This window comes from Salinimicrobium sp. CAU 1759, assembly GCF_054482715.1.
Map to the genome: position 1 here is coordinate 189229 of NZ_JBTLRK010000001.1, position 24034 is coordinate 213262.

At 42.4% G+C, this 24034-nt stretch carries 21 protein-coding genes and 1 tRNA gene; 16 read left to right on the forward strand and 6 right to left on the reverse strand.

From position 1 onward, the window contains the following. Positions 1-21 precede the first annotated feature (21 nt). From ccoG to ACXYMT_RS00905, 12 genes are all read left to right on the forward strand, one after another. Positions 22-1440 carry a cytochrome c oxidase accessory protein CcoG gene (gene ccoG, locus ACXYMT_RS00850; RefSeq protein ID WP_459057203.1) on the forward strand — a complete coding sequence of 473 codons (1419 nt, stop codon included), beginning with the start codon at positions 22-24 and terminating at the stop codon, positions 1438-1440. 19 nt (positions 1441-1459) lie between these two features. Then, positions 1460-1756, forward strand: coding sequence for a cupin domain-containing protein (locus tag ACXYMT_RS00855; RefSeq protein ID WP_459057204.1), 297 nt, complete (start codon positions 1460-1462; stop codon positions 1754-1756). Positions 1757-1759: 3 nt separating this feature from the next. Beyond that, positions 1760-2206, forward strand: coding sequence for a FixH family protein (locus ACXYMT_RS00860; protein ID WP_459057205.1), 447 nt, complete (start codon positions 1760-1762; stop codon positions 2204-2206). After that, positions 2206-2907 (forward strand): sulfite exporter TauE/SafE family protein, encoded by a 702-nt coding sequence (locus tag ACXYMT_RS00865; RefSeq protein WP_459057206.1) that lies wholly within the window; start codon positions 2206-2208, stop codon positions 2905-2907. The genes ACXYMT_RS00860 and ACXYMT_RS00865 overlap by 1 nt, the downstream gene beginning before the upstream one ends. A 366-nt stretch (positions 2908-3273) precedes the next feature. After that, positions 3274-3864 (forward strand): YceI family protein, encoded by a 591-nt coding sequence (locus ACXYMT_RS00870; protein ID WP_459057207.1) that lies wholly within the window; start codon positions 3274-3276, stop codon positions 3862-3864. 55 nt (positions 3865-3919) lie between these two features. Further along, positions 3920-5188, forward strand: coding sequence for a hypothetical protein (locus tag ACXYMT_RS00875; protein WP_459057208.1), 1269 nt, complete (start codon positions 3920-3922; stop codon positions 5186-5188). Between the two features lie 72 nt (positions 5189-5260). After that, positions 5261-5833, forward strand: a complete 573-nt coding sequence (locus ACXYMT_RS00880; protein WP_459057209.1) for a YceI family protein — start codon at positions 5261-5263, stop codon at positions 5831-5833. A 4-nt stretch (positions 5834-5837) separates the two neighbouring features. Further along, positions 5838-7112 carry an acetyl-CoA hydrolase/transferase family protein gene (locus tag ACXYMT_RS00885; RefSeq protein WP_459057210.1) on the forward strand — a complete coding sequence of 425 codons (1275 nt, stop codon included), beginning with the start codon at positions 5838-5840 and terminating at the stop codon, positions 7110-7112. Positions 7113-7175: 63 nt separating this feature from the next. Then, the gene (gene trxA, locus ACXYMT_RS00890; RefSeq protein WP_459057211.1) at positions 7176-7475 is read left to right on the forward strand and encodes a thioredoxin; all 300 of its coding nucleotides are present in this window, start codon (positions 7176-7178) and stop codon (positions 7473-7475) included. A gap of 4 nt (positions 7476-7479) precedes the next feature. After that, positions 7480-8073: a Crp/Fnr family transcriptional regulator gene (locus tag ACXYMT_RS00895; RefSeq protein ID WP_459057212.1), complete on the forward strand. Its 594-nt coding sequence runs from the start codon at positions 7480-7482 to the stop codon at positions 8071-8073. Positions 8074-8194: 121 nt separating this feature from the next. Next, on the forward strand, positions 8195-8485 hold the full coding sequence (locus ACXYMT_RS00900; protein WP_459057213.1) for a hypothetical protein: 291 nt from the start codon (positions 8195-8197) through the stop codon (positions 8483-8485). A gap of 8 nt (positions 8486-8493) precedes the next feature. Then, complete coding sequence (locus tag ACXYMT_RS00905; RefSeq protein ID WP_459057214.1) at positions 8494-8880, forward strand: group III truncated hemoglobin; 387 nt, start codon at positions 8494-8496, stop codon at positions 8878-8880. A gap of 94 nt (positions 8881-8974) precedes the next feature. On the opposite strand, the gene hemN is transcribed toward ACXYMT_RS00905, so the two are convergent. From hemN to ACXYMT_RS00930, 5 genes are all read right to left on the reverse strand, one after another. After that, a complete protein-coding gene (gene hemN / locus ACXYMT_RS00910) occupies positions 8975-10339 on the reverse strand; it encodes an oxygen-independent coproporphyrinogen III oxidase (protein ID WP_459057215.1) in 1365 nt (454 codons plus the stop codon). 294 nt (positions 10340-10633) lie between these two features. Further along, positions 10634-11581, reverse strand: coding sequence for a DUF4382 domain-containing protein (locus ACXYMT_RS00915; RefSeq protein WP_459057216.1), 948 nt, complete (start codon positions 11579-11581; stop codon positions 10634-10636). Between the two features lie 209 nt (positions 11582-11790). After that, the gene (locus tag ACXYMT_RS00920; protein ID WP_459057217.1) at positions 11791-12573 is read right to left on the reverse strand and encodes a TIGR03915 family putative DNA repair protein; all 783 of its coding nucleotides are present in this window, start codon (positions 12571-12573) and stop codon (positions 11791-11793) included. Position 12574: 1 nt separating this feature from the next. Continuing rightward, positions 12575-13834, reverse strand: a complete 1260-nt coding sequence (locus ACXYMT_RS00925) for a putative DNA modification/repair radical SAM protein (RefSeq protein WP_459057218.1) — start codon at positions 13832-13834, stop codon at positions 12575-12577. 74 nt (positions 13835-13908) lie between these two features. Then, positions 13909-15381 (reverse strand): hypothetical protein, encoded by a 1473-nt coding sequence (locus ACXYMT_RS00930; RefSeq protein WP_459057219.1) that lies wholly within the window; start codon positions 15379-15381, stop codon positions 13909-13911. A gap of 274 nt (positions 15382-15655) precedes the next feature. On the opposite strand from ACXYMT_RS00930, the gene ACXYMT_RS00935 reads away from it, so the two are divergent. Beyond that, positions 15656-16000 (forward strand): hypothetical protein, encoded by a 345-nt coding sequence (locus ACXYMT_RS00935; protein WP_459057220.1) that lies wholly within the window; start codon positions 15656-15658, stop codon positions 15998-16000. Between the two features lie 357 nt (positions 16001-16357). On the opposite strand, the gene ACXYMT_RS00940 is transcribed toward ACXYMT_RS00935, so the two are convergent. Then, positions 16358-16430, reverse strand: a tRNA-Gln gene (locus ACXYMT_RS00940). 251 nt (positions 16431-16681) lie between these two features. Here ACXYMT_RS00940 and ACXYMT_RS00945 point away from each other — a divergent pair. From ACXYMT_RS00945 to ACXYMT_RS00955, 3 genes are all read left to right on the forward strand, one after another. Continuing rightward, complete coding sequence (locus ACXYMT_RS00945; RefSeq protein ID WP_459057221.1) at positions 16682-19945, forward strand: protein O-mannosyl-transferase family; 3264 nt, start codon at positions 16682-16684, stop codon at positions 19943-19945. A gap of 15 nt (positions 19946-19960) precedes the next feature. Then, positions 19961-20599 carry a polysaccharide deacetylase family protein gene (locus tag ACXYMT_RS00950; RefSeq protein ID WP_459057222.1) on the forward strand — a complete coding sequence of 213 codons (639 nt, stop codon included), beginning with the start codon at positions 19961-19963 and terminating at the stop codon, positions 20597-20599. Between the two features lie 107 nt (positions 20600-20706). Then, complete coding sequence (locus ACXYMT_RS00955) at positions 20707-23967, forward strand: S41 family peptidase (RefSeq protein WP_459057223.1); 3261 nt, start codon at positions 20707-20709, stop codon at positions 23965-23967. Positions 23968-24034: the final 67 nt, after the last annotated feature.

The following is a 24034-nucleotide window of genomic DNA, read 5'->3' on the forward strand; positions in this document are numbered from 1 at the left end:
TAAGAAGATAAGCAGAAGGAATTGGAAAAGGTAGAGAACAACTTCAGGGACAGGATAGGCACGATAAACGAAGAAGGTAAGCGAGCCTGGGTCTACCCTAAGAAACCCGATGGGAGGTTTTACAAATACCGGACGTATGTTACGTGGTTCCTGTTGCTTTTCTTAATTGCGTCCCCGTTTATTCATATCAACGGAAACCAATTCATGCTGTTCAATATACTGGGACGGGAATTCCACATCTTTGGGAAGCCTTTCTGGCCACAGGATTTTTACATTGGAGTGACCGCAATGATCATTATGGTCCTGTTCATCACCCTGTTCACATCGGCCTTTGGAAGGATCTTCTGCGGATGGATCTGTCCTCAAACCATTTTTATGGAAATGGTATTCAGGAAGATCGAGTATTGGATAGAAGGAGATCGTGGTGCACAGATGCGGCTGGATAAACAGGAGTGGAATTCAGAAAAAATGAAGAAGAAAGGATTCAAATGGTTCCTCTTCTTTATCATATCCTTCGGGATCGCAAATGTCTTTCTTGCCTATTTGGTGGGAAGCAAAAGATTACTGCAGTATATCACAGAGGGACCACTGGAGAACCTCAGCACCTTTACTGCACTATTGATCTTTACAGGAGTTTTCTATTTCATCTTCTCTTGGTTTAGGGAGCAGGTATGCACCATAGCCTGTCCATATGGAAGGCTCCAAAGTGTTTTGCTCGATAAAAAATCTGTTGTTGTAGCCTATGATTATAAGAGAGGGGAACGCACCCAGGGCAGAGCAAAATTTAGGAAAAACGAGAACAGACAGGAGATTGGAAAAGGTGATTGTATAGATTGTTCTCAATGTGTAAACGTCTGCCCAACGGGAATTGACATCAGGAATGGGACTCAACTGGAATGTATCAACTGTACTGCCTGTATAGATGCCTGCGATGCCATGATGGAAAAAGTGGACCTTCCAAAAGGGCTTATCGGGTTCTATTCTGAAGAAAATATTGAAAAGGAGCAGCAATTCAGGCTTAATCCCAGAATGAAAGGTTTTGCCGCAATACTTGTTGTATTGGTTGGGATCCTCTCCGGAATGTTGTTCCTACGGTCAGATGTCGAAGCCACTGTTCTGCGACTACCGGGGCAGCTCTATGAGACAAAAGATGATAATAAGATAAGTAATGTTTACACCTTTAAGCTCATCAATAAGACCACAGGCAGCTTTGACAACGTGCATTTCAGGTTGATGTCTCATGATGGTAAAATTGAATCTGTCACACATGACAAGATCATCGTTCCCGAAAAAGGGCTTGCAGAAGGAACATTATTTATTGAGATCTCCAAGGCAATGCTGGAAAGTGAAAAAAACAGGGTTGAGATAGGCATCTACAATGGAGATAGCCTTATTGAAACTACCAGCACAAATTTTATGGGACCCAGAAGTTTTAGGTAAATAATAAAAAGTGGGAAGAATGTTAGTAAAGGAAATAATATCTGAGTTACCAACCGCAACAAAGCCGGTGGTACGGAGATTTGAACAGGAAGAAGGCTCTCATGTTTTGGCTATTGGCCTTAACAATGATGTAATTCTCAAAGAACATAAAAGCGACATTCCTGCAAGGATCCTCGTGATCAAAGGAGGCATTACTTATATAGCAGGTGAAAAAAGGGTGAAACTTGCTCTTTTTGACGAGCACATCATACCCATAGGGGAATATCATTCTGTAGAACCGCAGGAAGACAGCATCTTTCTTGTAATTAAAAAATAGATCATGAAGATATCCTGGGGAACAGCCATAGTTATGGCAATTGTAGGTTTTATAGCTTTTATTATGTACTTCGTGATCACCATGATCACCGATGACAGTTATAGTCACGACCTGGTGGTGGAAGAGTACTACAAGACTGAACTTACTTTTGAGGAGCAACTTGATAAGACCCGAAATGCTGATAGATTATCAGAAAATATAAACCTGGAGAAAACTGTTGATGGAATGCTGATCACTTTTCCTGCAGAGCTTGCACCTTCAGACATTTTTGGATATGTGTTCCTTTATCGGCCGTCGAACAAGCAATTGGACTCTGAAATTCCTCTTTCTTTGTCCTCTCATCAATTGCTCGTACCTGATAACCGCTTGATAGACGGCCGTTGGAACATAATTATCGACTGGGAATACCGGGGCGAAAAATTCTATTTTAAAGAGGATATCACCTACTAATGTTATATTCTGCGTTCATACTTGGGATACTGGGAAGTTTTCACTGCATTGGCATGTGCGGACCAATTGCATTTATGCTGCCGGTCTCCCGGAAAAACAAAATGCTCAAGTTTTTCCAGATCTTTCTTTACCACTTTGGACGCCTCTTTTCCTACAGTATTATTGGTCTTGCTTTTGGCCTGATAGGAAGGAGCCTGAATATTTTTGGCATTCAGCAGCAATTGTCAATTGGGATTGGTGTGCTAATGATCCTGGTCATCCTCCTGCCATCGAAAAAACTTCAAAAATTCAATTTGTCGAGTCCCTTGTACCGGATTATTGGAAAAGTTAAGTCATCAATGGGGGCAGCTTTGAAGAAAAGAACGCCCGATACCTTCTTTACTATAGGTTTCCTAAATGGATTTTTGCCTTGCGGCCTGGTCTATATGGCTGTTTTTGGTGCAGTGGCTTCCGGCAGCACGGTATCGGGAAGCCTCTACATGCTACTCTTTGGGCTTGGAACCATTCCTTTAATGACTACAGCAGTTTTCTTTAGTAGCCTGTTAAGTGGCGGTATTAGAAATAAAATCCAGCGCCTGATTCCAACTTTTGTATTTTTAATAGGACTCCTCTTTATTCTAAGAGGATTAGGTCTGGGAATTCCATACTTATCCCCTGCTCCCGCCATTACCCTGGTCGAAGCGTCAGCCAGCTGCCATTAAAGACTTAACGCTGTTACAACTTTTCTTTTTTCAGCCACGTCCTGGAAAACCGGATATTTTTGTCTTTTGCCACTCCTAATTTCTTAACGAAAAGTTAAAAAAATCTTATTCATTGCCCAGAGGTTTCTTCTCATACAGCTTCGTTTGTCCTAAAAGCTCTTCAAATATGAGCGCCATCACCTTTTTAAAGCTCTCCTAGGACACATTTATCCTTAATCCCTTCATTTATAAAGGTTTGACCGGCATTGTGAAAGTAATCATAAAATTACACTCTACAGTTACCGGAATCTTACCAAAACCTGACCCGCGTCATAATCTACCAGGCATTTGTACCCCATCTTTGTATCATAATAAAAAACAAATATCATGAACACAACAAAGAACCTTTGGTTAGTAATTGGAAGCTTTCTTATGATGGTTTTTTCTGCCACTCCGCTGGTAGCTCAGACCTTTAATGTAAATAATGGAGCATCCAGTTTGAAAGTGGAGGGAACCTCTAATATACATGACTGGGAGATGAATGCAAAAGAGCTCCAGGGAAGTATGAAGGTTCAAATGGAAGACGGACAATTGGTGCAACTTGACCAATTACAGTTTGCTGTAATTGCCGAAAGCCTAAAGAGCGGAAAGGGCGGAATGGATAAAAACACCTACAAGGCTCTTAATACAGATGATCATAAAAGAATCACTTATGAATTGGCCAGCGTAAAGAATCTTGATTGTACTTCTAAGACATCATGTAAGATCACCACCAATGGAGTATTGACTATCTCAGGAACTAAAAAGAATGTTGAAGTAATATTCGATGCAAAGGTTGCAGGTGACAAGATAACTCTAACGGGCAACAAAAAGATAAAAATGACCGAGTTCAAAGTGGATCCTCCAACGGCTATGTTTGGGACTATTACCACGGGAGATGACGTAAACATCAAATTTCAAACTGTTTTCACTAAATAATTCTAATTCAAAAACAAATTTCAAAAATTCAACTATCAACTTTTAATTTATCAAAATGAAAAATTTAATTAAATATTCCGGTATTGCTCTCTTGATGGCCATGGGCTTTCAGGCACAAGCACAAGATGTAGATGTCTTGGTTATAGAAGAAGAGGATAAGACAATTTGGGACAGAGAACTTCCTAACTTTAGAGCTCCAGATCAACGTGGGCTTCTTGAATTCGAACCAACAAAGGACACCGATTATGATTTTGATGGTGTGCAGGTAAGAATAGGTGGAGCTTCCACAATTCAACTACAGGGACTACGTCAGGAAAATTCTTCTGGGGAAGATGATCTTGCTGAACTTGGAACTAATTTCAACCTTGCTACTGCCAACCTTGATCTTGACGTTCTTTTAGCTTCAGGTTTAAGAATGCACTTGAGAACGTATCTTTCTTCTCAACACCATACTGAAGCATACGTGAAGGGTGGATATATTCAAATCGATGGACTGGAATGGATCAGCGAAGACCTGGCCGGTGTTATGGACAACTGGAGGATTAAAATTGGTCACATGGAGAACAACTACGGTGACGCTCACTTTAGAAGGTCAGACAACGCGATGGCTCTATACAACCCGTTCGTAGGTAACTACTTAATGGATTCCTTTACCACAGAAGTTGGTGCAGAGGTATATTATTTCAACGGTCCCTGGTTAGCAATGGTAGGTTTTACTAACAGTACTATTAACCAGAGTTCTTTAGAAAGCGATAGAGATCCTTCATACCTTGCAAAACTTGGTTTTGACAAGCAGTTTACTGAAGATTTCAGATTTAGATTGACAGGATCTGTATTTCACTCTGGATTTAGACCTGTTGGTTCAAGAGGAGCTACACAATACCTTTACAGTGGTGACCGTGCAGGATCAAGATACTACAATGTGATAGAGGGTGATTTTAGAGCTGGTAGAATAAACCCTGCCACTGGAGAAGAACTTACTTCTTTCATGATCAACCCATTCATCAAAGTAGGCGGACTTGAGTTCTTTGGAATCTACGAAAATGCATCAACTGAAAATGATGATTGGAATCAGTTTGCAGGTGAACTTATCTACCGCTTTGGACAAGATGAAGATTTCTACGTAGGTACACGATACAACACTGCCAGTAATGATGATGTTTCAGTTAACCGTTTCAACGTAGGTGGTGGATGGTTCATGACCAAAAACGTTCTTGCAAAGATTGAGTACGTAAACCAGCAGTATAACGATTATCCTGCCGGAACAGTTTATGACGATGCACAATTCAATGGATTTAACATTGAAGCAGTGATAAGCTTCTAATCAATAAGAATTGTTTGAATTAGCCAGAAAATGGGGGAAGATGATTCCCCCATTTTTTTTAAATTGAAAAGAATGAAAAAAATTGCGTTTGTTTTGACGGTACTGTTGTGCGGTGGGATAATGCACGCGCAAAATTTTCAAAAAAAAGAAGTTACAGTACTACCATCCAGCAACCTTACGATTATAGGTGATTCCAACATTGCAGCTTTCCAATGTGAATTTGACACCTCTCACCTGGAAGAATCACAGGTAGTGAGTTATAATCAAACAGGAGATCTAATCTATTTTAAAGGAGCAGTACTTGCTCTTAGGAACAAAGGCTTTGACTGTGGAAGTAAAGGAATAAACAGGGATTTCCACGACCTTTTACAGACTAATAAACATCCCCGTATCTTACTGGAATTGCAAAAAGTCTCCCTCTCCTCCCCGGCTCAAGGTGTAGCTACTGTTATGATTACAATTGCAGGTGAAAAAAGAACATATGAGGTACCTGTCACGGTCAAAGATGCTGTGATAGCAGAATTTAGTGGCAACCTGCACCTCAATATTAAAGACTTCGGATTGGAGGCTCCAAAAAAGCTATTTGGGATGATCGTCGTGAAAGATGAAATTGATATTGCTTTTAATCTTCTTGTAAAAAAATAATTCTATGAAAATTGTATCTGCTACCGAGGCTGTCACATCCGTAGAGTCTGGAAACAGAGTGTTCTTCCAGGGAGCTGCAATGACCCCCAATGTATTGATCGATGCACTTGTAAACAGGCATAACGAATTGAAGGACGTAGAGATCTTCCACATTCATACTGAAGGCCCTGCGCGATATACTCAGCCGCCTTACCGGGATTCGTTCTGTCTAAATAGCTGTTTCGCGGCAGGCAATGTTCGTGATGCAGTAAATTCCGAATATGGAGCTTATATCCCAATCTTCCTGAGTGAAATACATCTTTTGTTCAGAAAGAATATTTTACCTCTGGATGTAGCCTTTATTCAGGTGTCCCCGCCCGATAAACATGGCTTCTGTTCCCTGGGAGTTTCAGTAGATATTACTCTGCCTGCCATTCAAACTGCCAAAAAGGTGATCGCACAGATCAATCCCCAGGTTCCCAGAACCCATGGTGACGGAATTATTCACGTAAGCAGGATCACTGCTGCAGTTGAAACAGATGTACCTATTCATTCTCATGCACCTGTTGCTCCTTCAGAAATCGAAAAGCAGATAGGAAAACATGTGGCCGAACTTGTTGAAGACGGCGCTACCCTTCAAATGGGAATAGGGGGTATTCCAAACGTGGTGCTCAATAACCTGATGAACCATAAACGGCTGGGAATTCACACCGAAATGTTTTCCGACGGAGTTCTTCCTCTAATCGAGAAAGGGATCATAACCGGAGAAGAAAAGGAAGTAAAAACCGGAAAGATTGTTACCTGTTTTGCGCTTGGATCTTCAAAACTATATGATTTTATTGATGACAATCCGGTAGTGCATTTTAAAGAAGCGGCATATACAAATGATACTGCCATTATTAGAAGAAATCCCAGGGTCACCGCTATCAACAGCGCTATAGAAATAGATCTTACCGGGCAAGTCTGTGCCGATACTATTGGGACATATCAATATTCCGGGGTTGGTGGACAAATGGATTTTATTCGCGGCGCCTCACTTTCTGAAGGTGGAAAGGCCATTATCGCTATGCCTTCCATTACAGCCAAAGGAATTTCAAAGATCGTCCCCAATTTGCGTGAAGGAGCCGGTGTCACCACGACCCGGGCCCATGTACATTTTATCGCCACCGAGTATGGTGTTGTAAATCTCTACGGAAAGAACTTAAAACAACGGGCAAAAGCCCTCATTTCCATTGCTCACCCAGATCACAGGCAGGAATTGGAAGAGGAAGCTTATTACCGCATAAATAAAACCCGTTAAGCTAAAAAGCTTTCGAAAAATGCCATTTTTGAGTACCTTTAAAATGCTTAAAAAAGAAAAAATATGAAAAGTGCTTTTAGTGAGATCATCAATGACGATAAACCTGTTCTGGTAGATTTCTTTGCCGACTGGTGCGGCCCGTGTAAAACTCTGGCCCCAATCCTCAAAGAGACAAAAGCCGATTTAGGCGACAAAGTGAAGATCGTCAAGATCGATGTAAATAAGAATCAATCTCTTGCCGAAAAATACCAGGTACGCGGGGTCCCCACCCTAATGCTCTTCAAAAAAGGTGTGCAACTATGGAGACAATCAGGGGTAGTGCCTAAGGCAGATCTTGTTCGGCTTGTAAATTCTCACCAGTAGATCTATGATCGATGAAGACCTGTTGCTTAACCACGGGGCAAAAAAAGCTACCTTTTCCAAGGGAGACCAGTTGTTCCGGGAAGGGGAATCGGCCAATAACTTTTACCAGGTTGCTTCAGGGGAAATTAAGATGAACAACTACAATGAAGATGGCAAGGAGTTCATCCAGGGCATCTTTTCTATTGGCCAGAGTTTTGGGGAACCTCCGCTCCTGGCAAACGTAAAGTACCCGGCAAACGCTGAAGCCCTTTCAGATGCCGAAGTTTTTCAGCTGTCAAAAGAGCAATTTTTGGAGCTGCTTTCTTCCAATCCCAAGGTTCATCTCAAGATCACAGAAACACTTGCAAAAAGGCTCTACTATAAAGCCATCATGGTATCTGAAATTTCCAGTCAGGAACCTGAACATCGCATCCTGCGAATCATAGATTATCTGAAACAGATCAACAAAGTCGAAGGCCGGTTCACTTATCGCCTGGACCTTACCCGGCAACAACTAGCAGATCTAACAGGGCTGCGTGTTGAAACTGTAATAAGAGCTTCTAAATCCCTTGAGAAAAAAGGAGAAGTACAGATCAAAAAGAGAAAGATCTTCCGTTAAAATCTCATCTTTAGACTCTTATATATCTTCAATAGAGACAAGAATGTCTTGTTTTATGATCCCGATCATATCTTCTCCTCTCCTATCCCATTAATTTTACCCTTCAATTAAAAACAAGGGTATGAGACTTTACAACACACTTTACAAAGATTTTGACGACCTGTTCGTAGGTTATTCGGCTGTAGCCATAGTTCTTACCACCTGTTTTGGTGCTGCCGCAGCTATGGTCATCTTAATGAACGGTCATGATTTTGTGCAGATGTTCCAGTTATTCCTGGTATTGGTAGGAACGCTCACCTATCTTGTATCGGTATTGGCACAGATGAGATCAAAGTTTGTTTTTAATAGCTTGATCTTTAGTATGACGTTAAGCAGTATCTTACTTTTGATAAATGTTTGGATGCGATACTAAGAAACCTCATGAAAAATGATATTCAAAACCGGGAGGATGTATATCTCCTGGTTTCTTCTTTTTATATAAAGGTAAGGGCAAATGAAAAGATTGGTCATTTTTTTAATGATACAATTGAGGACTGGCCTGCCCACCTCGAAAAACTAACCGACTTCTGGGAAACGAATCTTTTCATGGTTAGTAAATTTCGCGGTAATCCCATGAGAGCCCATAAAGACGTGGACAGAGAATTTAACAACAGTATAGAACAGGCACATTTTGGAGAATGGCTGAATTTGTGGTTTCAAACAATTGATGAATTATTTGAAGGGGAAAGAGCCAATATTGCAAAGAACCGTGCAAGAAATATGGCGCACAACCTGTTCCTGAACATTTTTATGAGTAGAGAGAAATAACCGGAATCTCCAAATTCTAAGCATCAAATTATAAAAAAACTCCTTCGCAAAGACGAAGGAATCTTAAATTTTGAACCTTAAAGCTTGAATCCTGTTAAACCGTCATCGAGAACAACCTCGTTCCAGGTTTACTTCTTTGAAGCAGCAGGTCAAATGCCATACAGATATTCCTGATAAATGGCCGTCCGGCTTCTTTTACCAGTAGCTGCTCCTCTCCAAATTCCAGGAGACCATCGGCTTGCATTTCCTTCAGGCTAATGAGTACTCCAGGAAGTTCAGGGAATTTCATAGCGTCTTCTTTCCATAAAGTCTCCAGGTTACACATTAGATTGAGAATGTGTTTCCGGAGTTTTTCATCTTCAGCAGAGAGTATATGTCCGCGGTAAAGAGGCAGTTCATTTTTCTCCAGGAGGTCATAATATTCTTCAATGGTCTTTACATTCTGAGCAAACCCGGTCCAGCTGTCACTTATGGAAGAGACACCCAAACCTATCATCACTTTTGTTTTAGAAGAAGTGTAGCCCATGAAATTACGGTGCAGCTTCTTATTCTCCATTGCTTTGTAAAGCGAATCTGTCTTTAGGGAGAAATGATCCATTCCCACTTCTACATAGCCGGCCTCGCTCAGCATTTGCTTTCCTACTTCATACATCTCCCGCTTCACAGCAGCCGGGGGCAGATCTTCCTCATTAAATCCACGCTGCCCGTTGCCTTTGATCCATGGCACATGAGCATAGCTGTAAAAAGCGATCCTGTCTGGCATCAATTCTTTGGTCTTCTCAATAGTTTCCCGAATATGATCCACAGTTTGGAAAGGCAAACCAAAAATAAGATCATGTCCTACAGAAGTATAGCCGATCTCCCGCGCCTGCTCTGTCGCATTCTTCACGTTCACGAATGGCTGAAACCTGTGAATAGCCCGCTGGACCTCCATATTGTAGTCCTGCACGCCATAACTTACACGCGAAAACCCGAGATCGTAAAGCAATTTTAGATGCTCCTGCTTAGTATTATTGGGATGGCCTTCAAAACTAAAATCGAACTCCTCTGCCCTGTCGGATTTTTTAAAGAGGCCGTTAAGAAGGATCTTTAAGTTTTTGGGGGAGAAAAAAGTGGGGGTTCCGCCGCCAAGATGGATCTCTTTTATGACCGGCTTTTCCTCCAGCAGGTTCATATAAAGGTCCCATTCCTCCAGCAGGGCCGCAATGTAAGGCGACTCCACCTCATGCCGCTTTGTGATACGTTTATTGCAGCCGCAAAAAGTACAGAGGCTCTCGCAAAAAGGAAGGTGGATATAAAGGCTTATCCCTTCTTTACTGTTGCTCTCCAAAAATGACTTTTTTAGACGCTCTTTATATGTTCCTACTGTAAATGCAGCTTCGTCCCAATAGGGCACCGTAGGATAACTGGTATACCTGGGGCCGGGAACGTTGTACTTCTGAATTAAAGATGTGCTCATACCTATTAATTAGATGCAAAAGTACCAGCCTCATTCAGTCTATAATATGATCTTAATCAGGTCAAAAAGGTCTCAATTCCAATATCTCCCAAAAATGTCATTTTTTGAAGCTTCTTTACTGTAGAATATTGCCAATGTCGCATGGAAGGATGATGTCTTCACCATTTCACGGTATATAAAGTGGCGTTTTTAAAATGCCTGCCATAGCCCCACATTCTTATTGAGGGTTTTTCTCTTCGATAAAAAAAAGGCTGCACTTAAGGTGCAGCCTAAATCTCTGATTTGTATCTATTTTTATAAGTTGAGGAAACCTTGAATAGCCAGGTTTAAATTGACGGTAGTGTTTGATTCTACCATTACCTGATTAAGATTCAGTTCTCCTGTGAGATCCATGTCTAATTGACCTTGAAACTCGAGCTTTCCATCGTTATCCTCATCTTCATAAGATGCGAAAATTAGCTCATATTGCCCTTCTTCGAGAAAGTGCAGGGAAAAGTCTCCTCCCGCCTCGGCTACAGCAGTACTGGTAACCGCATTAGAAAAAGCTGCTGCTGCACTTCCACCGGCTTCTGCTTCACTTTCACTATAAGAGCCGGCTCTGTAGGCGTATACAACTACTGCTTCTGCCCCGGCAGCCGAATAATTGGAAATATTACCTACAATAGTACCTGTCTTGGCGCGATTAGCCACGCGAATACTATTAGAGAGTTTTCCTGAACCAACAAAAGAGTAATTGCCTTCAGAATTTTGAACAATGCTCTTTCGCAGGTCAAAATCAAGAATTAGCTCATTCTGCTCAGCCTCCAGGATCTCTGTCTTATCATTTACTTCAATTCGACCAACCGAAGATAAAAGCGCTTTCTTTTCACCATTATTAGTCAAAACATAATTGGCCGGTGCGCTCCCCGAAGCATTCTCTTCAAGAATAAGCACCACGTTTGAAGTAGATCCTGTTTCCAGGTCAACATTCCCAAGCAACTTTGTCTTACCCTCTGTAAGACTGCTTATCTCGATAGTAGATTTGGAAAAACCCTCGAGGGCCTTGCCATTCACCTGTACTTCGGCAACTGTGATAAACACTCCTTTTATCTCAGGATTATCAACCGGCGAATCTGTGATGTAAATTTTTGTAGAAGACAGCTGTTTTTCCTCGTTCATCCCCTCCTCATCCTGGGAACAGGCAACGAGTAGGATCGCAAACAAACTTAACAAAGTAGATTTAAAAATTTTTTTAAGTAACATAGATTTGGGTTTTATGTGTTAGAAAACAGAACGCAAATCTTACCATTAGATTTGGCTTTCCCTAAAAATTTTAGGGAATTTTAACAAGGTGACTCTTACCAGCTTTCCTTCATAAACCATGGACTATACTTACTTTCAGTCGATTAAACATTTAAAATAACATAACTTTTTATCCCGAAGATCGACACGCAGCAGACCTCTCAAAAATGTCATTTTTGAAGGTTCTTTTCTGTTAGATATTTCCAGTACCGCTTGGGAAGATGTTGCACATGTAATTTTTGGTTGGCCCTGCCTTTGATGTTGGTGCTGGTAAAATATTCTTTCCACAGTTCCTGAAATGAGATCTCTGATGTATGAAAAAAGGCCTCGGGAGCACCCGAAATGCCGATTTCCGGAGCCAGGTCAAGAGTGATGTATTCTACAGCAGAAAGATCATAGGCTATTCCATAATTACGCTTGAGGTCATAGATGATCCATTTTTGATCTGCATACCTGCTCTTGAAATGTGTTTTTATGAGGGGAAGCACATTGAAATCTGGCTCTATAGCTGCGAAGTAGATCGCGTCTTTCGTAAGCCTGAAGCGTACAAAGGCTTCCATCCTGTGCTTTTCCCTTCCTACCATTTTTGCTGCCTGAGAGACCTTTAAAACAGCCGGATGTGAAAAATCTCTGTCTACCGGCAAACTTTCTGCAAGGACATACCGAATCATGCTGAACATGTGCATTTCAATACCCGGCAATTCACTTAAAAAAGCCCATTTTAGATCCCTAAGCCCCGCAGCAGAAGCTTTTTTCTTCAGGGAAGTCCACACCCTTTTTGCTTTGTCGGGTACAGTATTTATCTCCCGGGCCTGGGCTACAAGATCCCGGGTAGCCTGCTCTCCCGGAGGCTTAATTGCTATCACTTTCAGCCTTTCTTCATAGGCTGAAAATACGCAGGTGAGAAAACCCAACATCGTACCATCATATGTCAATACAGCTTCGGTGTCCATCTCAAAAAAGGCTTAATTGAGATCCTATTTCTTTCCTGAACTTTCCGGAAGAGGTGCTTAAAATGACATTTTTGAGATACTCGCTGGAAGGTTCTTTTACTTCAAATTCCCTCGAATCGCAGGTAATAAAATGTTTCGCCCTGTTCATGGCTATTCCAATATTCCTGAGGTGTTCCCAATTAAGTTTCCGGAATTTCCTCGCCTGCAGGATCTTGTTGACCGATTTCAACCCAATCCCCGGCACCCGAAGCAGCAGTTGCTTCTCTACCCGGTTCACATCTACCGGAAAAAGATGCCGGTTTCGCAATGCCCAGCTGAGTTTAGGATCCACTTCCAGATCGAGGTTTAGATTCTGCTCATTTAGCAGCTCCCTCACGTCAAAGCCGTAAAAGCGCAGCAGCCAATCCGTCTGATAAAGCCGGTTTTCCCTGAGCAATGGCACCTGACTCCCCAGCGCCGGTAACCTGGGATCTTCGGCTACAGGTATGTATCCCGAATAATACACCCGTTTCATATTGTACTTTTTGTAGAAATAGGTTGCCGAATACATGATATCGCGATCGCTCTCCCCCGAAGCTCCAACGATCATTTGGGTGCTCTGGCCGGCAGGTGCATACTTTGGGGTACTTTTTATTAGCCTGCTCTCCTGTTTGTACTGCACGATCTCATTTTTTACCTTTTCCATAGGCTTGATGAAATCTTCATGCTTTTTATCGGGGGCCAATAGTTTTAATCCGCTCTTGGTTGGGATCTCGATATTCACACTCAGCCGGTCCGCGTACAGCCCGGCTTCCCTCATTAGTTCGTCGCTTGCCCCGGGAATGGATTTGAGGTGAATATAGCCGTTGAAGTTCTCTTCCAGCCTTAGCTTTTTTGCCACCTGGATAAGTCGCTCCATGGTATAATCTGCATCTTTAAAGATTCCGGAGCTAAGGAAGAGGCCTTCAATATAATTTCGGCGATAAAAATATATGGTAAGGTCAACTACTTCCTGCACCTTAAAAGCTGCCCGTTTAATGTCATTGCTTTTTCGGGTGACGCAATAGGCGCAGTCAAAGATGCAGTGATTGGTGAGCAGGATCTTTAAAAGAGAAACGCAACGACCATCCTCGGTATAGGAATGACAAATCCCCATGCCCGAGGAATCTCCAAGGCCTTTAGTGGTATTTTTTCGTTTGCTTCCGCTGGAAGAACAGGATACATCATATTTCGCAGCATCGGCCAGGATACTTAGCTTTTCCTTAATACGCTCATAGTTCATTCAGGATCATTTTCAGCAAAAATAGGAAATAATCCTATTAAATGGAATATTTCCGAAGCAGAAAATAATATTATTTAGAGCTGACCTACAGCATCGATCAAACCTTCGCGCAGACCTTTCCACACATAGTTCCAGAAGGACCTGTCTTTGGTTCTTTCTACTCTCACGTCTTGTCCTCCACCTTCATCGGGTTCCTGGTTGTTGTCCACAAAGAGATTGGCGATGGCACTGAAGAATCCTTTTTTATTCTTTCTCTTATTAAGGAGTTCTATTTTAAAATCCTTGTAGTCTATCCTAAAGTCTCCCCGCATGACATCGTCATTCCCATAGAAGTTAAAGTAAACCTCGTTTAGGGTTCCCCGGGCCTGCACATTGAGGGAAGGAACAAGAAATGGATCCAAAGCTTCACCCTCCAGGCGCCCAAAGCGACCCGAGATATGGAATTTGTCCTGAGGGTCAAAGACCGGAAAGGTCCAGTCTATACTCACAGGGGTGCCTCTCATAAAATCTGCATTGGCTGTGATCCTGGGCTGTGATTTGAGATAATTCAAATTGTGCAGATTCCTAATTTCGCCATTGATCCCGGCAAACCGTACAATTCCCGGGCCGCCTTCTTCTTTAGCTCTTTCTTCATAAATGATCTCGCTGTTCTGCACCTTTACCAAATCGAAGTTGAGCAAGAATGGCAGCTCCCGAAGCATTTTACTGTACAGGGGCTTTGTTGTGGCATCATCTTTAACAAGTTTGTTCCTGTAGACATTTAAATCAGCATCAGTAACAACCATAGTGGGATTAGTGAGATAGAGAGAATCGCTTTGCTTTTTCCAGGAGAGACTGTCAAGGGTAATCCTTTTTACATGAAGCTTGATCTGATCTTTTTCATAAGGGATGACCTTATCAAATTCACTTCTGGGATAGAATGATAAGATCCTAAAACCGGAAATATCCACTTGTCCATTATTGGCTGAGAAATTCCCCACATCGATGTAATGCTCTGGATTCATCTTTAGGTAAGCTGTATCGACCTCAACATGATAATCCTTAAGCTCTGTCAATTGCATTCCTGACCTCACATCTTTAACGACCGCTTTTGGTATATGTGCAAAAAAACTGGCTGTGGCTGTATCATTAGCCTTTTTACTCACACTTCCATCTTGTACCGAAATTTTTTTAATAAGAACTTCCCTATCCTTTCCCGATTTGTTTTCTTTAGCAGAATCTGCCGGAAAAAATTGCAGTTCAGGTGAAGTAAATTCCAATTCATCAAGCTCAATTTTATTGCTGAATACGTATTTAGAATAGGAAATCCCACTCGCCGAAATCTTTTCAGCAGTAAGAGTTAACCTATCCAGATCGAATTCCACACCTTCAAGACTAAATTCATTAAGGAAGATATTTACCGATAATTCGTCGTACGCAGATGATTTGAAACGATCATCAAGTGCCTGTTCTATTTTCTGTTTGACAAAAAAATTGGCCAGGAACATTAAAAGAACCAAACCGGCCACAACTCCAAGGATCCAGATAATTTTTTTTTTCCTACTCACGAATTCCTTTTTTTTGAAGATAGTACTTTTCCTCTAAACGCCCATTAACAATAATTCCTGAAGGATTTTTTTACAAAGAAAATTTCCCTCATCTGTTAAAATAATTTTTGCAGAGAGAGATCTTTTACCACTTCAAATCTCCCAATATTTTCACAAGGAAAGGGGGAAGCTGTTAATTCTTTACTAATCAACATTTTGTTAGAACATTTTTAACACCTCAAGCCTTAATTTAGGCGGTGTTAAGAAGAATAATTAACCAAAACCAATCAGCCTCATGACATCATTTCAACCCTCTCAAATAATAGAAGAATTTAAAAATTTCATACATAGCAGTTGTACCAGTTGTGAAACGGAAATTGAGAAATTCAGTTCCCTGCATAAGGGCATCATAAAAATGTATTTTGGGGCTCGTCGTGTGGAGATAGATTACAAACTTCAAACTATAAAAGCAGAGATTCCTGTTTCAGATCACCAGTATACAACCGTGAATTTCGAATGCCAGGATCTGGACCGTTTCCTTTCATCCTGCATAAAAAAAGATAAAAGAAGCCTTAACTTTTACCAAAGCTCCCTGAATTATTATAATCATATCCCGGTAGCACTGTCTCAAGTGGCATAGAAAAATTTTGGAATGTGGCTTTACGATCTAAGCTCCGGTACTTCCGGGGCTTTTTTTATGGTGCAGGTGAGAAATTAAAAGGTCGAGACTTAGACACAGTCCGGCTATAAAGCCTTACAGCATAAAAAATTATACGAAGGGTTTCATTCAATTGGCTTACCGGAAAATCCTTCCCCATTTCGCCCTAATAGATAAGGCATAAAGAAACCAACTTTCGATGGGCCTCACTTAGTCGGCCTACCACGTCTTCCCTTTACTATAAGCTCCTGTCGTAGACAACCCGGGACAGGCTTCCCGCCCTGTTAATTCTTATAAAAACAAAAACCCCGAACAAAAGTTCGGGGTTTTTCATTTCAGTTGGCCTACTAGGGCTCGAACCTAGACTCTTCTGAACCAAAATCAGACGTGTTGCCAGTTACACCATAGGCCATTGCTGTAATGCGGATGCAAATTTAAAACAAACTTTGGCTTGTACAAATATTTTTTTCGAATTCTTTCGGTAAAACACAGAAAAAAAATTCTTTTCAAAAAAGGCATTTTTAAGACCTCTCTTTTCGCTACTCTTCCGGGAAGCCTAAAGCCTTATGCAGCTGTAATTTCAAAATATTTTCTTTTGAAAATCGTTCTTCCTACAATAGCTTAATTATTCTTAAATTCGCCACAGTTCTCAAACTCATTTCTATGACCAATTTCAACTTTACCAGGTGGAATAAAATTCTGGGCTGGTTAGTTTTTCTTATAGCACTTACCACATTCTGGCTCACCGTAGAACCCACCCTTAGTTTTTGGGATGCGGGAGAATATATTGCAACTTCTTCAAACCTCGAAGTAGGCCACCCTCCGGGAGCACCTTTATATCAAATGATGGGCGCCTTTTTCTCCATTTTTGCCAGTGAACCTTCGCAGGTAGCCTATATGGTGAACCTCATGTCGGTCTTTGCCAGTGCCTTTACTATTTTGTTCATGTTCTGGTCAATAGTTCTATTACTGCTGAAGATCTCCGGACCTGTGACTGAGATCTCTTCTTCAAAAAAAGCTGCTGTTCTTGGAAGCGCCGCGGTTGGATCCCTTGCCTTTACCTTTACAGACAGCTTTTGGTTCAATGCCGGGGAAGCCGAAGTTTATGCAATGGCGACTTTCCTTATGGCTATACTTTTTTACCTGGGACTGCTTTGGGAACGGGATATGTTTGCTCCAAGAGGCAACCGCTGGGTGATCCTCATTTCATTTATTATAGGACTTTCTTTTGGAGTCCATTTTATGGGACTTCTTACCATTCCAGCCATTGGCTTCCTTTATTACTTTAAGAACTTCTCTAAGATTACGGTCAAGAATTTCATCATTGCCAACATCGTGGTAGTAGCGGTACTTATGTTCATTTTTAAGCTACTTTTACCCTATTCGCTCGTCCTGTTTTCGGCCACAGAGATCTTCTTTGTAAACACGCTGGGCCTTCCTTTCAATTCGGGAACTATATTTACCGCTCTGGTATTGATCGCAGCCTTTTACTTCGGACTCAAGTATACCCGAAGCAAGAAATACTATCAGCTAAACACCTTACTGCTGTGCATCCTGTTCATTTTTATTGGATTCTCTTCATGGGTAATGCTACCGATTAGAGCCAATGCCAATACTGTCATAAATGAGAACAACCCGAACAACGCACGGGAGCTTCTTGCATATTACAACCGCGAACAATATCCCGAAACCCACTTGTTCTACGGACCACAGTTCACCGAGATCTACAGCGGACTTGATGAAAACAATCCTTACATAGACGATAAGCCTAAGTACGAGAAGGATGAAGCTGCAGGAAAGTATGTGATTGTGAACGATTACAAAAATGCCAAGCAAAATACCGATGATGACCACAAAGCTGTCCTGCCACGTATGTGGAGTACAGAACACGCTTCAAATTATATGGAGTTTACCGGACCGCTTGACTTCACTATCAAACCCGAATATCAACAAGAAGAGCAGCTTATAAAGGCTGTGAATGAATTTAAAAGGAACTTTAATCAGGGGAATGTAGATTACGAGCAGTATGACTCTTTCCTACGCCGTTTCAGGGAGTACCTGGATATAGAAAAACCTTCCTTTGGATCAAATTTGAATTACCTGTTTGAGTATCAAATGGGATACATGTACTGGCGATATTTTATGTGGAATTTCGCAGGTCGCCAGAATGATATTCAGGGGAAATACACAGATCAGGATGGAAACTGGTTAAGTGGTATTGACTTTATCGACGAGGCACGCCTGGGGAACCAGGATCTTTTACCTACAGATGCTTTGAACAATCCGGCGAGGAACACCTATTACTTCCTGCCACTTATTTTAGGAATTTTAGGTGTGGTTTTCCATTACAGCCGGGATAAAAAGCGCTTTTGGGTGTTGCTGGTGTTTTTCCTTTTTACGGGAATAGCCCTAAAAATTTACCTCAACGAGAGACCCTTTGAACCACGGGAGAGAGATTACGCCCTGGTTGGCTCGTTCTATGTTTTTGCGATCTGGATAGGCTTTGGGGCTTATGCCCTTTTTGACATGCTGAAAGATTATCTTAAACCAAAGATCGCAGTTCCTGTAGTTATCTCTATTTCACTTCTTGCTGTGCCGGGAGTACTGGCTAGTGAGAACTGGGATGACCATGATAGGTCTAACCGCTACACTGCGCTTGCAATGGCAAAAATGTATCTGGATAGCCTGGATGAAAATGCTATTCTATTCACCATTGGAGATAATGACACTTTTGCCCTCTGGTACGCTCAGCAGGTGGAAGGCTATCGCACCGATGTACGTATCGTGAATACCAGCCTCTTTGCAACCGATTGGTATATAGACCAGATGAAGCGACAGGCATGGGAAAGCGAACCTATACCCGGCCAGCTGCAACACGAGCAATACAGGTATGGAACAAGAGATGCCGTTTGGTTCCAGCCCATCACCCAGGATACTATGGATATTGGGACCTGGATGAACTGGATTGCAAGTGATGATCCCCGCACCAATGCTGAACTGATGAGCGGACAAAGTGTAAGCACCTTCCCCACAAAACACATCAGGATTCCTGTAAATAAGGAGAACGTTCTGGAAAATGGGATCGTAAAACCCCAAAATGCAGATGAAATTGTTGACGAGATCATCATTGAGCTTTCAGGAGATATACTGTACAAGAACAGGCTTTTAATGCTTGATATCATTGCTGGGAATGACTGGAAACGTCCTATCTATTTTACCGGTGGCAGCTTTGGGGATGATGATTATCTATGGATGAAAGACTACCTTCAGTTAGATGGAGTGGCTTATAAACTGGTGCCAATTGAGACTCCTGTAAATCCGCGCAACCCGTTTGACATGGGGCGCATAGATGAAGATAAGATGTATGATATCGTGATGAACTGGTACTGGGGGAACTCGGGTGATCCAGATCTTTATTACGATCCCGAAACCCGTAAAAATGCCATCACGTACCGCAGCAATTTAGCACGTCTTGCCGAAGCTCTTATCAATGAAGGTAAGATGGAGAAAGCAGAAGACATTCTTGACCTGGCGATGGAAAAGATGCCGGTGGAGTATTTTGGGTATTACACCCTGCTCGAACCTTTCATACAGGGGTATTACGAAGTAGGCGAAAGGGAAAAGGCAAGAGACTTATACTTACAGGTTGCTGAAAAATATCAGGAAAATCTCACATATTACAGTTCACTGGATCTGGACAGGCAGTTTGCCCGTGGCAGCGAAGTGGTTACAGATATCGAACGCTACAGAAGCCTTGTCGACCTGTTGATCCTGAATGACACTGAAGAGTTTGCCCGCGAGGAAGCAGATAAATTCAACCGTTATCTCATGTTATTCCAGCATTTCTACGGAAGTCCTGAAGCATCTGAAGAATTACCTGCTACCGAAGCAGAGCTTTTACCACAGGAGATCCAGGATTCGCTGTAGGAAGAGTCAGAAAAGATGAGAGAACGTATCCCCAGGATCATTAAATGGATCTACCCCCACAGGATCTGGGAAGGCCCTGCCGGGGAGAAAAGTCTTTACCTCACCTTTGACGACGGTCCTGTTCCCGGGGCTACAGAATGGGTACTGGAACAGCTGAAAGCCTATAACGCGAAAGCCACTTTCTTTTGTATTGGTGAGAACGTGGAAAAGCATCCCGAGATCTTTCGGCAGGTTTTAGCTGAAGGTCATGTGGTGGGAAATCACACGTACAACCACCTTGATGGCTGGAGAACCCCAATTGCTGAATATCTTCAGAACACAGCCAGGGCACAGGAGGTTATGGAGCGTGAGCTGCCTCAAGGAAGGAGCCTTAAAAATCCCTTTTTTCGTCCCCCTTACGGAAAGATAAGGAATGTACAGGCCAAAAAGCTGCAAAAGCTCGGCTATAAGATTGTTATGTGGAGCATTGTGAGCATGGATTATGATCATAAGCTTTCGGCAGAGAGATGTTATAATAACGTGATCAAAAATGCCGGCCCCGGGAGTGTCATCGTTTTTCACGACAGTCATAAAGCCGAAAAAAACCTAAGAGAAGTTCTACCACTGGTACTGGAGCATTATTCCGGGCTGGGTTACAACTTTAAATCCCTGTAAAAAAAATTCTACCAAAGTAGAGGTGTCAAAAATGGCATTTTTGACACCTCTTTTCCTACAAAATTCTTTATCTTCAGGTGCATTTATTATATAATAAACCGGCATCTATGAAATTCCCTATCAACCTTCCGATCAGTCTGTTCTTTTTATTTTCAATAGTGGGCAATGCCCAGATAAATACTCAGGACACCCGCCTGCTTTCCCAACCAGCCACTAGTGAAGATAAGATCGCTTTTATTTATGCTGAAGATCTTTGGGTGGCAAACAGGGACGGCTCAAATCCCAAACGTCTTACGGTAGATGAAGGCGTAGAAAGAAGTCCTGTATTTTCTCCTGATGGCAGGACTATTGCCTTTAGTGCCGAATACGACGGAAATATAGACGTATATGTCGTTCCCACAGAAGGCGGGGTGCCAAAAAGACTAACCTGGCACCCTTATCCCGATGCTGTCAGGGATTTCACACCCGATGGTTCCAAAGTTCTCTTCGCATCTCAGCGTGATGTTTTCACCAGCCGTTACAGCAGTTTATTCCAGGTCGATATCGAAAACGGGAATGTTGAACCTTTAAAGATCCCTCATGCCAACTGGGCCAGCTATAATAGTGATGGCAGCAAAATAGCCTACACTCCTCTTGGCGACCGCTTTGAACAATGGAAACACTATCGCGGCGGAACCACTACCAGGATCTGGATCTATGATCCTGAAACCTATGAGGTGACAGAGGTACCAAAACCGGCAGGCGGAAGTAATGATACCAGGCCGCAATGGCTAGATGGAAAACTTTTCTTTCGAAGTGACCGGGATGGAGAATTTAATATATACAGTTACGACCCAGCCGAGGGCGCTGTCTTAAAACATACAGACTTTAAGGATTTTCCTGTTACAGACCTTTCAGCAGGAGAAGATGAGATCATTTTCGAGCAGGCCGGTTACCTTCACCGGCTCGACCCACAGACCGGGGAGACACAAAAAATCACTGTAGGCATCGCTACAGATCTCCTGGAACTTAGACCCCGGTTCGTAAGTGGAGATCAATATGTTCGCAGCGCCTCAATCTCTCCATCGGCTGCGAGGGTTGTGATGGATTATAGAGGAGACATTATTACCGTTCCGGCCGAAAAAGGCGATCCTATGAACCTTACTAATACCACAGGAGTTCACGAAAAATTCCCTGCCTGGTCACCCGATGGTAAAACCATAGCTTACTTCTCCGATGAATCAGGAGAATACGCTTTACATCTTTACGACCAAAGCGAGAACAAAGTAGTAAAGAAGGTGAAGTTAGACGGTGCAGGATTTTATGCATATCCGCACTGGTCCCCGGACAGTAAGAAGATAGCCTTTGTTGATAATAGCCGCAGTCTTTACGTATACAACCGGGACAAAGACAGGGTTGCAAAAATAGCTTCAGATGTTCTCTACACTCCCGGAGTATTTCGGGATCTCTTTGGGGACTGGTCGCATGACTCCAACTGGATCACCTACACTACAATTACAAACACACAATTTGAGCAGGCTTTTGTCTACTCACTTTCAGAAAATAAATCCTGGCCAATTTCCGATGGTTTCTCGAATGTGACGAGTCCTGAATTCGACCCAAGCGGAAAATATCTTTACATGCTGGCTTCTACAGATGCCGGGCCTGTGGTCAACTGGTTCGACCAGTCTAACCAGGACATGGAGATGAGTAGTTCAATGTACCTGGTCACCCTTCAGAAGGATGTAGTTTCTCCCTTTTTTAAGGAGAATGACGTAGAGGTAATTCAGCAACAGGAAGAAGAAGAAAAAAAGAAGAAAAAGGATAAAGAAGCAGATAAGAAGCCTGAGGTCAAACCTCTAAAAATAGATTTTGAAGACCTGGAGTACCGGATGGTTGATATTCCGGTTCCGGCGGGAGCTTATACCAATCTTGAAGCCCCGGCCGAAGGTCAGTTGTACTACCTCCAGTTTCCGTATCATGAAAATGTCCCCGGAAGCCTAAGAAAGTATGATCTAAAGGAAAAGAAGGATACCCTTATTATGCCTGCATCGAACTTTGAAGTCTCGGCTAACGGAGAAAAGGTACTCTACCAGCTGAAGAATAAGTTCGGAATAGCCACTTTGGGCAAGAAACCCGATAAGCCTGCTTTGGCATTAGGAGAAGTGCAGGTGAAGATAGATCCGCGGGACGAGTGGCAGAATATCTTCAACGAAGCCTGGAGAGTGAACAGGGACTATTTCTATGATCCGGGAATGCATGGGGTGGATTGGGACGCCATGAAAGAAAAGTACGGCCAGTTCCTACCGCATCTTACCACACGCGATGATCTCTACCAGGTCATGGAGTGGATGTTCAGCGAATTGGGAGTTGGACATCATAGATTCTCCAGCAGAGGCGATGACTTTGAAGAACCGGAGAATATTAAAGGAGGATTATTGGGTGCCGACTATAAAGTAGAGAACGGGAGATACAGGATCAAAAAGATCTATGGCGGCTTGAATTGGAACCCGGACATGCGCTCGCCGCTCACCGAACCGGGAGTGGATGTCAATGAAGGAGACTACATTCTTGCAGTGAACGGGGAAGAAGTAACAGCGAATGACAATCTTTTCCGCTTTTTTGAAAATACAGCAGGCAAACTGGTCAACCTCACCGTGAGTTCTTCTCCCTCTATGAGCAATTCCAGAACAGAAAAAGTCACCCCTATTGATTCTGAATGGGCTCTAAGAAACAGGGATTGGATTGAAGGGAACATCAAAAAGGTAAACGAAGCAACCAATGGACAGGTAGCTTATGTTTACGTTCCTAACACTGCCGATGCGGGTCATGAATACTTCAAACGCTATTTCTTTCCACAGGCTAATAAAAAGGCTGTGATCATTGATGAAAGATTTAATGGGGGCGGCCAACTGGCAGACTATTATATCGATCTCTTAAAAAGACCTCACCAGGCAAACTGGAACTTTAGATATGGTGATGACCTCAAATCCCCGAGTGCATCGATACAAGGACCCAAAGTAATGCTTATTGATGAAACCGCAGGTTCGGGAGGGGATTACCTGCCATGGATGTTTCGTAAATTCAATATGGGAACTATCATCGGAAAAAGAACCTGGGGAGGACTCGTAGGAGTATTGGGCTACCCTGAATTCATCGACGGCGGAATTGTGACTGCGCCAAACGTTGCATTTTATACTGAAGAAGGTTTTAAAGTGGAGAATGAAGGCGTTGCCCCTGATATTGAGGTAGAACAACTTCCCAAAGAAGTCATTGCAGGAAAGGATCCTCAACTTCAAAAGGCAATTGAAGTAGTAATGCAGCAATTAAAGGAAAATCCGCCTAAAGAAGTTAAGCGTCCTCCATATCCCGATAAAACAAAGAACTAATAGAAAAAACAGCTTTTTAAAACCTTAGATCAGCTGAAACTTCCAAAGCATCGGGAGTTTCAGCTTT